General features: G+C 66.4%; 11 protein-coding genes and 1 tRNA gene. 7 read left to right on the top strand and 5 right to left on the bottom strand.

What is annotated here, in order from left to right; genetic code table 11:
- Positions 1 to 73: 73 nt before the first annotated feature.
- Positions 74 to 736, bottom strand: a complete 663-nt coding sequence (locus CGK74_RS18395) for a PIN domain-containing protein (protein WP_094269812.1) — start codon at positions 734 to 736, stop codon at positions 74 to 76.
- A 21-nt stretch (positions 737 to 757) separates the two neighbouring features.
- A complete protein-coding gene (locus tag CGK74_RS18390; protein WP_094269811.1) occupies positions 758 to 1720 on the bottom strand; it encodes a restriction endonuclease in 963 nt (320 codons plus the stop codon).
- 202 nt (positions 1721 to 1922) lie between these two features.
- Here CGK74_RS18390 and CGK74_RS18385 point away from each other — a divergent pair, with 202 nt between their 5' ends.
- Together CGK74_RS18385 and CGK74_RS18380 are read left to right on the top strand one after the other, a co-directional pair.
- Positions 1923 to 2795 carry a CheR family methyltransferase gene (locus CGK74_RS18385; RefSeq protein WP_094269810.1) on the top strand — a complete coding sequence of 291 codons (873 nt, stop codon included), beginning with the start codon at positions 1923 to 1925 and terminating at the stop codon, positions 2793 to 2795.
- Between the two features lie 8 nt (positions 2796 to 2803).
- A complete protein-coding gene (locus tag CGK74_RS18380; protein WP_206186292.1) occupies positions 2804 to 3418 on the top strand; it encodes a chemotaxis protein CheB in 615 nt (204 codons plus the stop codon).
- 28 nt (positions 3419 to 3446) lie between these two features.
- Here CGK74_RS18380 and CGK74_RS18375 read toward each other — a convergent pair whose 3' ends face one another.
- Positions 3447 to 4079, bottom strand: a complete 633-nt coding sequence (locus tag CGK74_RS18375) for a pentapeptide repeat-containing protein (protein WP_094269808.1) — start codon at positions 4077 to 4079, stop codon at positions 3447 to 3449.
- 2 nt (positions 4080 to 4081) lie between these two features.
- Positions 4082 to 4579: a TlpA family protein disulfide reductase gene (locus CGK74_RS18370; protein ID WP_004261265.1), complete on the bottom strand. Its 498-nt coding sequence runs from the start codon at positions 4577 to 4579 to the stop codon at positions 4082 to 4084.
- A 200-nt stretch (positions 4580 to 4779) separates the two neighbouring features.
- Here CGK74_RS18370 and CGK74_RS18365 point away from each other — a divergent pair, with 200 nt between their 5' ends.
- On the top strand, positions 4780 to 5457 hold the full coding sequence (locus CGK74_RS18365; RefSeq protein WP_094269807.1) for a DUF4197 domain-containing protein: 678 nt from the start codon (positions 4780 to 4782) through the stop codon (positions 5455 to 5457).
- Positions 5458 to 5572: 115 nt separating this feature from the next.
- A complete protein-coding gene (locus CGK74_RS18360; protein ID WP_094269806.1) occupies positions 5573 to 7567 on the top strand; it encodes a UvrD-helicase domain-containing protein in 1995 nt (664 codons plus the stop codon).
- A 100-nt stretch (positions 7568 to 7667) separates the two neighbouring features.
- Here CGK74_RS18360 and CGK74_RS18355 read toward each other — a convergent pair whose 3' ends face one another.
- Positions 7668 to 8111: a c-type cytochrome gene (locus CGK74_RS18355; protein ID WP_094269805.1), complete on the bottom strand. Its 444-nt coding sequence runs from the start codon at positions 8109 to 8111 to the stop codon at positions 7668 to 7670.
- Between the two features lie 149 nt (positions 8112 to 8260).
- Here CGK74_RS18355 and CGK74_RS18350 point away from each other — a divergent pair.
- The 3 genes from CGK74_RS18350 to CGK74_RS18340 all read left to right on the top strand — a co-directional run bounded on the left by CGK74_RS18350 (position 8261) and on the right by CGK74_RS18340 (position 9533).
- Positions 8261 to 8337, top strand: a tRNA-Arg gene (locus CGK74_RS18350).
- 175 nt (positions 8338 to 8512) lie between these two features.
- Positions 8513 to 9091, top strand: a complete 579-nt coding sequence (locus CGK74_RS18345; RefSeq protein ID WP_165770116.1) for a DJ-1/PfpI family protein — start codon at positions 8513 to 8515, stop codon at positions 9089 to 9091.
- 73 nt (positions 9092 to 9164) lie between these two features.
- Positions 9165 to 9533, top strand: a complete 369-nt coding sequence (locus CGK74_RS18340; protein ID WP_094269803.1) for a ribbon-helix-helix domain-containing protein — start codon at positions 9165 to 9167, stop codon at positions 9531 to 9533.
- Positions 9534 to 9649: the final 116 nt, after the last annotated feature.

Below are 9649 nucleotides of genomic sequence, written 5' to 3'. Positions count from 1 at the left end.
CCGCACCGCAACTGTTCATAACTGGGAACTGGGCATAATGGCCGGCTATTGACAGTTGGTATTAACTGTCCATTCATTCAATCGCGGGTAGGGAGTACAGAACCTTTGCGCCATTCAATTTCAAATGACCGCGCTTGACCAGTTCCGAGCAGATCATGTCGGCGGTTGAGGCCGGGACGTCCTTGCCGAGCTTCGTTCGAATCGTGCTGTGCAGCGTGGCCTGCTTTGCCGGCTTGGCGTGCTTCATGTTGCGCAGGTGCGCAATGACCTTTGCGCACAGCTCATCGAAGGGCGTGGTGTTGGGGGGTGAAGGCGTGGCGGGTTCCGGGGGGCTTGGGGGTGGGGCGAGAGATGCGGCGGGTGTGGTTCGAAAGCAGGGCATCCCCTCGATCGACGCGGAGCGTGCCGAGAAGACGTTGCGCGTCTTTAGATGCTGTACGAGCGGATCGAACCCGGTGTCCTTCGAGATGATGTGAAAGAACCCGGTTGGGTCCGCGGCGGCAAGACGCCCAAGGTGGAAGGCGACGTGGAAATCGAGGGCGTTGGTTCCGGCCGTTTCGAGTTGGACGTACTCTGCACGCGCGCCGAAGTTCTGCATGGCAAGGACGAGGTCGACCGGCAGCTTCGTGTTCTTCGGGCCGAGGAAGACCATGACCTTGAAGTGTTCTGCCGTCAGCAGGTCGAGCGACTTGACGTGGACATTCTCGAAGTCGATGAGGACGTAGTTGGTTCGCAATTCGTGCTCCGGCACGAGGTTTCAGGTCGCGGCGGCGCGCATCGGCAGCGTGCCGCGGCATTTTGGGTAGCTGACACAGCCCCAGAAGCCGCCGCGCTTGCTGTCGCGCGCGGTCATCTTGATGCCGCAGGACGGGCAGGTGGGGGTGGTCCAGTCGCCCGCGGTGGCGAAGTCGAGCAATTGCTGGCGGGGTTCCGCCGGCAGGCGTTCGAGCATCGCGAGAAAGAGCTTGCCGTCGAGCAGGGTGATGCGGTTTTCGGCGGCGAAGGCGCGGGCGTCGTCGGTGAAACCGTTGGGGGCCATGAAGAAGGCCTTCTCAACCTTCTCGTGCGCCATGACGCCGCGCAGTTCGCGCACGGCCCTCACGCCGACGGCCTGGTTCCATGCCTTGCATTGCACGACTGCGGTGCAGCGTTGTGGATCGCTGTTGTCCTGGAAGAGCCGGATGTCGACGCCGCCATCCGCACCGAGGCGGGTCGTTTCCGCGCGGATGCCCTTGATGCGGTAGAACTCGCAGCAGAGGTCTTCAAAGCGCTTCCATTCGATGCGGTCGATGAGTTCGCGTGACCACGCGGTGGGGCGTTCGGCGACGGCCTCGGTCGCGGACGGTTCGGCAGCGCAGCGAAGGAAGGCCTTGTCGAGACTGGACAGGGGCGGGCTGACTGGGGTGCTGGCAGGCGCGCTGCGTGCGATGGGTTCCGCTCTGGATGGCGTGCGCGTTGCGGAGGAGGCCGGGGTGTGCCGTGTCTTCAGGTAGCGCATCAGCGAGATGAGCCCGAACGCGATGGCCATGATCCATGCGATGGGGCTGAGCATGATGACCAGCGAGGCCAGAATCCGGCTGCCGCCGAAAAGGGCGGGGATGATGACGCCGCCCGCCAGCGCGCAGAAGGCGGACATGCCCGCGGAGACTTTCCAGTCGGAGGTGGCGGCGATCTCGATGAGGCCCGGTTCGCGCCGGGATCTGCGGCTTCGACGTGTCATCCCGCGATTATGCTTGGGGCAATACTTCAGGTCATGGTCATGTTGATTGCGCGTGCGACATAGTTCTCGGGCATGGCGCCGAACCCGGTGAGCTACGTGTGCGTTTTCACACGCCGCTCGATCTGCCTCAACATCAGTGACGGCGCGGGAATCGGGCCGGTGCTAATATCCACGGACAGTTCATGGCGCAGGGCGAGAGGGAATGGAGAAACGTCTCGGCGACTTCCAGTTGCAGACCACCCAGATTCGGCAGACGCGGGAGTTTCCGTTCTCGGACCGGGAGTTCCAGCAGGCGCGCCGGCTGATCTACCAGTTGGCGGGCATCTCGATGTCGGATCTGAAGCAGGATCTGGTGTATGGCCGGCTGGTGCGGCGCTTGCGTGCGACCGGGCACACGAGCTTCCAGGCCTACCTGGATTTCGTCGAGCGCGACCGCGGGGCCGAGCGCGAGGCTTTCATCAACGCGCTGACGACCAACCTGACGTCCTTCTTCCGCGAGCCGCACCATTTCCCGATCCTCGCCGACCATGCGCGCAAGCGGCCGGCGCACGAGCCGTTCCGGGTGTGGTGCGCGGCGTCTTCGACCGGCGAGGAGCCGTATTCGATCGCGATCACGTTGGCCGAGGCGCTGCCGACGACGCGGCGTGTGGAGATTCTGGCGTCGGACATCGACACGCAGGTGCTGGCGCAGGCGCAGCGCGGCGAATACCCGTTGCTGCGCGTGCGCGCGATGAGCGCCGAGCGCCAGAGCCGCTTCTTCATCACGGGTGCCGGGGTGCCGGCCGGCATGGCGCGGGCGAAGCCCGAGCTGATCGAGCGCATCCGCTTCAGCAAGATCAACCTGCTCGAGCCCACCTGGTCGGTGCGCGGGCCGCTGGACGTGATCTTCTGCCGCAACGTGATGATCTATTTCGACAAGCCGACGCAGCGCAAGCTGCTGGAGCGCTTCAAGCCAATGCTACGCCCGGACGGCCTGCTGATCTGTGGCCATTCCGAGAGCTTCCAGCACCACGCCGACCTGTTCCGCAATCTGGGGCACACGGTCTACACGCCCGCCGGCGCGGTGCGGACTTGAGGAGCGCCATGCACAGACCCTCGCCCTTGCGCATCGAAGGCGCCGACCGGCTGATCGCCATTGGCGCCTCGACCGGCGGCACCGAGGCGATCCGTGAGGTGTTGAGCGGCCTGCCGGCGGACCTGCCCGGCATCGTGATGACGCAGCACATGCCCGAGCGCTTCACCAAGGCCTTTGCCGAGCGGCTGGACCGCCTGTGCGCGGTGCGGGTGAAGGAGGCCGAGCACGGCGAGCGCGTGCGCGCCGGCCACGCCTACCTGGCGCCGGGGCATTCGCACCTGGCGGTGAGCCGCAACGGCACGCACTACGTGCTGGAGCTTTCCAACGGCCCGCCGGTGAATCGCCACCGGCCGTCGGTGGATGCGCTGTTCCATTCGGTGGCGCGCGCGGCGGGCGGGAACGCGGTGGGCGCGCTGCTGACCGGCATGGGCAAGGACGGCGCGCTGGGTTTGCTGGAGATGCGCCGCGCCGGGGCCTTCACCATCGCGCAGAACGAGGCTTCGTGCGTGGTCTATGGCATGCCGCGCGAGGCGGTGGAGATCGGCGCCGCGTGCGAGACGCTGCACGTGCAGGCGATCGCGGCGCGCATCGTCGAGGCGCTGCGCAATCCGCTGCGGCGCTGAAGGCGCCTGCCGTATCAGGCCGCCCGGTTCAGGGGCAGCCGGTGCAGCCGTCGGTCTGGGCGTTGAGGAAGATGGCCTGGTCGAGGTTTGCGCCGGTGAGATCCGCATCGACCAGCGAGGCGCGGGTGAGGATGGCGCCCGTCAGGTTGGCCCCCACCAGCGACGCCCCCTTGAGCTTGGCCGCGCGCAGGTTGGCGCGCTGCAGGTCGGCGTTGTTCAGGATGGCGCCCTCGAGCCGCGCGTTGGTGAGATCGGCATTGGCCAGCCGGGCGCCGGTGAGGTCGGCCTGGTGCAGGTCGGCGTTCTGCAGCACGGCGTTGCGCAGGTCGGCATCGACCAGCTTTGCCTGACCCAGGCGCGCGGCGCGCAGGTTGATGCGCGTCATCGAGGCGCCGCTGAAGTTGGTGCCGGTGAGCTCGGTGCTGGAGAAGTTGGCCTCGTTGAGCGTGGCGCCGCTGAGGTCTGCGCCCGACAGGTCGGAGCGGGTGAATTGCGAGTTGGCCAGATTGACGCCCACGAGGTCGGCGCCGTTGAGGTTGGCGTTGGTGCACAGCGTGCCGCGGCGGATGTCGCAGCCGCCGACGCTGCCCGCGCGCTGGGCGTGGGCGAGCAGGGGCAGGCACAACAGCAGCGCGACGATCAGACCGGAACGGGATCGCATCGTCAGGCAGACTCCGCCAGCAGTTGGTCGATGAGGGCGTGCAGCTTGGTGAAGTCGGGCTCGCCGAGGATCTTCTGCACGATCTCGCCGCGCTTGTTGACGATGTAGGTGGTGGGCGTGAGGCGCACGCCTTCGAAGCTGCGCGCGATGCTGCCGTCGCGGTCGAGCACGAAGGTGAAGGGCAGGCCGCTGCGTTCGACGTAGGCGGCGACCTGGGCCGGTGGGTCGTAGTCCATGGCCACGGCGACGGTCTCGAAACCGCGCGCCTTGAACTTGTCGTGCGTGGCCTGCAGGCCGGGCATTTCCTTGATGCAGGTGGTGCAGGTGGTGGCCCAGAAGTTCACCAGCACGACCTTGCCGCGCAGGTCGGCAGTGCGGAAGCTCTGGCCCTGCAGGGTGTTGAAGGCCACGTCCGGGGCGGCCGGTTTCTGGGTGAATACGAAGGCGCCGGCAATGGCGAGCACGACGACCGCGACGGCGGCCAGGATCTTCATCTTCATGTCGGATTCCGGTTGGGCGGGATGCGCCGCGATTGTCCGCGAGCCGGCCCCGGATGTCACCCGTTGCGTTGGCCGGCGGATCGCGCATTTGCGGGGTTTGAGGCGGGGTGGCGGTGAAAGGTTCGATCTTGCAGCGCGTGCAACAGGGGTATCGTTGTGCACCTTGGATATCTGAATTGCGGAAACTTGGGGAGAAGCTGATGCGTGCCATTCTTCGTGCTATTGCGATCCTGCTGGTGAGTGCGCCGGCGTGGGCGCTGGACCTGGGCAGCCTGAGCAACGCCGATGCGGCCGGCGGGCTGAAGGAGGCGCTGACCCAAGGGGCGGGCCGGGCGGTGGAACTGCTGGGCCGCGACGGCGGCTTCCTGAAGAACCCGAAGGTGAAGATTCCGCTGCCCGGCGTGCTGCAGCAGGCCGAGCCGCTGCTGCGCATGGCCGGCCGCGGCAAGGACGTCGACCAGCTGGTGACGACGATGAACCGCGCGGCCGAGGCAGCGGTGCCCGAGGCCAAGGCGCTGCTGCTGGCGGCGGTGAAGTCGATGACGGTGCAGGACGCCAAGGCCATCCTCACCGGGGGCGACGATTCGGTGACGCAGTACTTCCGCAGCAAGACGCAGGACGCGCTGACGCAGCGTTTCATGCCGGTGGTGAAGAAGCACACCGAGCGCCTGGCGGTGTCGAACCAGTACAACCAGCTGGCCGGCCAGGCGGCAGGCGTGGGTCTGGTCAAGGGCGAGGACGCGAAGATCGAAGGCTATGTGACGCGCAAGGCGCTGGACGGGCTGTATCTGATGATTGCCGAGGAAGAGCGCGCGATCCGCAAGAATCCGATGGGTGCGGCGGGCAGCCTGGCGAAGAAGGTGTTCGGCGCGCTGTAAGGCCTTGCCGCGGTGCAGATGTAAGGGGGCGCAGCGTGCCGGCATGATCGGCTAAACTTGCGCGCCAAGCCGCCCGGCCGGGCGGCTTCTGTTTTCTGGTCACGCCCCCGCCACGATGTCCGCCCTCCTCAACGCGCCCCAGCGCGAAGCCATCCGTTATCTCGACGGCCCCTGCCTGGTGCTGGCCGGGGCGGGGAGCGGCAAGACGCGGGTGATCACGCACAAGATCGCCCACCTGATCAACGAGTGCGGGCTGAACCCGGGCAACATCGCCGCCATCACCTTCACCAACAAGGCGGCCAAGGAAATGCAGGAGCGCGTCGCACACATCATGGGCGGCCGGGCGCCGACCGGGCTGACGGTGTGCACCTTCCACGCGCTGGGCGTGCGCATCATCCGCCAGGAGGCGGTGCATTGCGGGCTGAAGCCGCAGTTCTCGATCCTGGATGCGTCCGATACGGTGCAGATCGTGTCCGACGTGGCGGGCGACAGCGACAAGGGCATCGCCAAGCAGATGCAGTGGCAGATCTCGTCGTGGAAGAACGCGATGATCACGCCCGAGGAAGCGGCGCAGCTGGCCGACAACGAGATCGCCTCGGTCGCCGCCAGGCTCTACAAGGAATACGAACGCACGCTGCGCGCCTACCAGGCGGTGGATTTCGACGACCTGATCTCGCTGCCGGTGCGCCTGTTCGACGAGCACCCCGAGGTGCGCGAGCGCTGGCAGAACAAGCTGCGCTATCTATTGGTGGACGAGTACCAGGACACCAACCGCGCCCAGTACCGGCTGCTGCGCCTGCTGTCGGGCGTGCGCGGCGCCTTCACCGCGGTGGGCGATGACGACCAGGCGATCTACGCCTGGCGCGGCGCGGACGTCGAGAACCTGAAGCTGCTGCAGCAGGACTACCCCAAGCTGAAGGTGATCAAGCTCGAGCAGAACTACCGCTCCTCGCGCCGCATCCTGGAAGCCGCCAATACGGTCATCGCCAACAACGAGAAGCTGTTCGACAAGCGGCTTTGGTCGGAGCACGGCACGGGCGACCAGATCGTCGTGACCAACTGCCGCGACGCCGAGCACGAGGCCGAGTGGGTGGCCACCAAGATCGCCGCGCACAAGTTCGAGCACCGCACGCGCTTCAAGGACTACGCCATCCTGTACCGCGGCAACCACCAGGCGCGCATCATCGAGCAGCAGCTGCGCAACAACCGCATCCCCTACGTGATGTCGGGCGGGCAGAGCTTCTTCGACAAGGCCGAGATCCGCGACCTGATCGCCTACCTGCGCCTGCTGGTGAATGAAGACGACGACCTCGCCTTCATCCGCGCCATCACCACGCCGCGCCGCGGCGTCGGGCCGACCACGCTCGAGGCGCTGGGCGCCTACGCCGGCCGTCGTCACATCAGTCTGTTCGCGGCGGTGTTCGAGGAGGGCCTGACCCAGCACCTGAACGCCAAGCAGCTGCACGGCGTGCAGGAGTTCGCCGGCTTCATCAACCGCCTGCAGTACCGGGCCCCGCGCGAGCCGGCGGCGCAGTTGCTGGAAGACCTGCTGGCCGCCGTCCAGTATGAGGCCTGGCTGTTCGAGCACTGCGACACGCGCGAGGCCGAATCCAAGTGGAACAACGTGCGCGACTTTGTCGGCTGGCTGGGGCGCAAGGGCGAGGAGGATGGCAAGAACCTGATCGAACTCACCCAGACCATCGCCCTGATGTCGATGCTGGACAAGGAAGACCCGGATTTCGACGGCGTGCAGATGGCGACGCTGCACGCCTCGAAGGGGCTGGAGTTCCCGCACGTGTTCCTGGTCGGCGTGGAGGAAGGCCTGCTGCCGCACCAGAGCAGCATCGACGAGGACAAGGTCGAGGAAGAGCGCCGGCTGATGTACGTCGGCATCACGCGCGCGCAGCGCAGCCTCAACATCACGTGGTGCGAGCGCCGCAAGTCGGGTCGCGAGTTCCGCCCCTGTGAACCGAGCCGCTTCATCGCCGAGATGGGCGACGACATCAAGATGAACGACCGCAAGACCGCCGCGCCGGTGTCGAAGGAAGAAGGCAAGGCGCGCCTGGCGAACCTGATGGCGATGTTCGAGTCGCGAGAGAAGGGCGGCTGACGATTTGGTGAAGCACCCGCGTGCGTCGCGGAGCGGACAAAGAAAAAGGCAGCCGAGGCTGCCTTTCTGCTGCGAGCGTCCCCGCAGGCGGGGCGATCGATTACTGCTCGACCGGCGGCTCGGTGTAGTTGGCGCCAGCGGTGTTGGCCAGGTAGGCCACCGCGCGCTTCACTTCGGTGTCGGTCAGGTCAGAGCCGCCGCCACGCGGGGGCATCGCGCCCTTGCCGGCGATGGCCGACTTGGTCAGGCCGTCGTGACCCAGAGCGAGGCGGGGCGCCCAGGCACCCGAATCACCGGTCTTCGGAGCGCCGACGGCGCCGGAGTCGTGGCAGGCTGCGCAGATGGCCTTGTAGATCTGCTCGCCGGTGCGGGCGCCCGGCGTGACCTTGACGGCCTGGATCTCGACGCGTGCGACGGGCTGGATCAGGGTTGCGGTCAGCTCGGGATCGACCGAGCTCTGCTTGCCACAGCCGGTCAGCGCTGCGGCTGCGACCATGGCGACAACAGGCATTGCGAAGCGGGTGAGAGCGCGATGGTTCGACATGCTCGAGTCCTTTGACTTGTGTTATGGCGCAAGGCGAAAGTCGCGATTATAGCGGGCGAAAAACCATTGTGGCAGCGCGGCATGGACTTTGTATGCGCCGCGCTATATCCTTACGCGCCTCACGTGGCGCCCTTCGCGCCACGCACCGCGCGCCCGTAGCTCAGCTGGATAGAGTACTGCCCTCCGAAGGCAGGGGTCGGACGTTCGAATCGTCTCGGGCGCGCCAAGGAATTCGATGGGCCAGGTCTTCGCGGACCTGGCCCATTTTCTTTCCAGCGTCTCCCCGTCGTAACGGATTACCACCCTTCCCGGCTCCGGTGCGCGCACAGTCGCCTCGGCGGCAGGGTTGGTCTGCCATGGGCCGGCGCTCAGCCGCCAGCTTCCATAACAAGGAGGAGACGATGGGCAAGAAGATTCTGATGATCTGCGGCGATTTCTGCGAAGACTACGAGACGATGGTGCCTTTCCAGGCGCTGCAGGCGGTGGGGCATACCGTGCATGCGGTGTGCCCCGACAAGAAGGCCGGCGACGTCATCGCTACTGCGATCCACGATTTCGAAGGTCAGCAGACCTACAGTGAGAAGCGCGGGCACAACTTCGCGCTCAATGCCAGCTTCGCCGACGTGCGCGCCGCAGACTACGATGCGCTCGTGATCCCCGGCGGGCGCGGCCCCGAATATCTGCGCATGAATGATGCGGTCGTCGCGATGGTCCGGCACTTCTTCGACGCCGACAAGCCGGTAGCCGCGATCTGCCACGGCGCGCAGTTGCTGGCCGGCGCCCGAGTACTGGAGGGGCGTCTGTGCTCCGCCTATCCTGCCTGCCGGGCCGAAGTCGAACTGGCCGGGGGACGTTACGCAGACATCGCGATCGACGCCGCGGTCACCGACCGCAATCTCGTCTCCGCGCCGGCGTGGCCCGCGCATCCGGCCTGGATCGCGCAGTTCCTGGTCGTTCTCGGTACGCGGATCACGCACTGATCCGCTTTCGCCCGCGGCGGCTTGGGCAGAATCCCGCTAGGATTCAATAACCCGACCCGTCGCGGAGCGAGCCATGTGCCAGATCTTCACCACCGCCGACCCCGAGCTCTACGCTTGCCGCTCACGCTCGATCCGCCTGCGCGGCGTCGCCACCAGCGTGCGGCTCGAGAACATCTACTGGAACACGCTCGAGGAGATCGGCGCACGCGATGGCTTGAGCGTGCCCCAGCTTGTCAGTCGGCTGCATGACGAACTCGACCACGCGGGAGCGCTCGGCGACCGCGCCAACTTCACTTCCTTCTTGCGCGTCACGTGTACGCGCTACCTGCAGCTTCAACTTGCAGGCCTGATACCCACCGACACCTCGGTCGCCATCCGCTCGCTCGACGCCGGCAAGGTGCTCGCGGGCGAGCGTTCCAGATTCTTTTCATCTGCCGCTTGACGCCGCGTTCTGGCCCCCTATAATGCGCACCTCTTTCAGCGCTGGCGCAGTTTCTTCGGAGGCGGTGATGGTGCTGGAGGGGCGAAGCGAGGGCTTCGTCGGGGCTTTGTGGGTGT

It is taken from the genome of Thauera propionica (assembly GCF_002245655.1).
Classification (GTDB): domain Bacteria; phylum Pseudomonadota; class Gammaproteobacteria; order Burkholderiales; family Rhodocyclaceae; genus Thauera; species Thauera propionica.
This window is presented reverse-complemented; position numbering and strand designations above follow the sequence as displayed.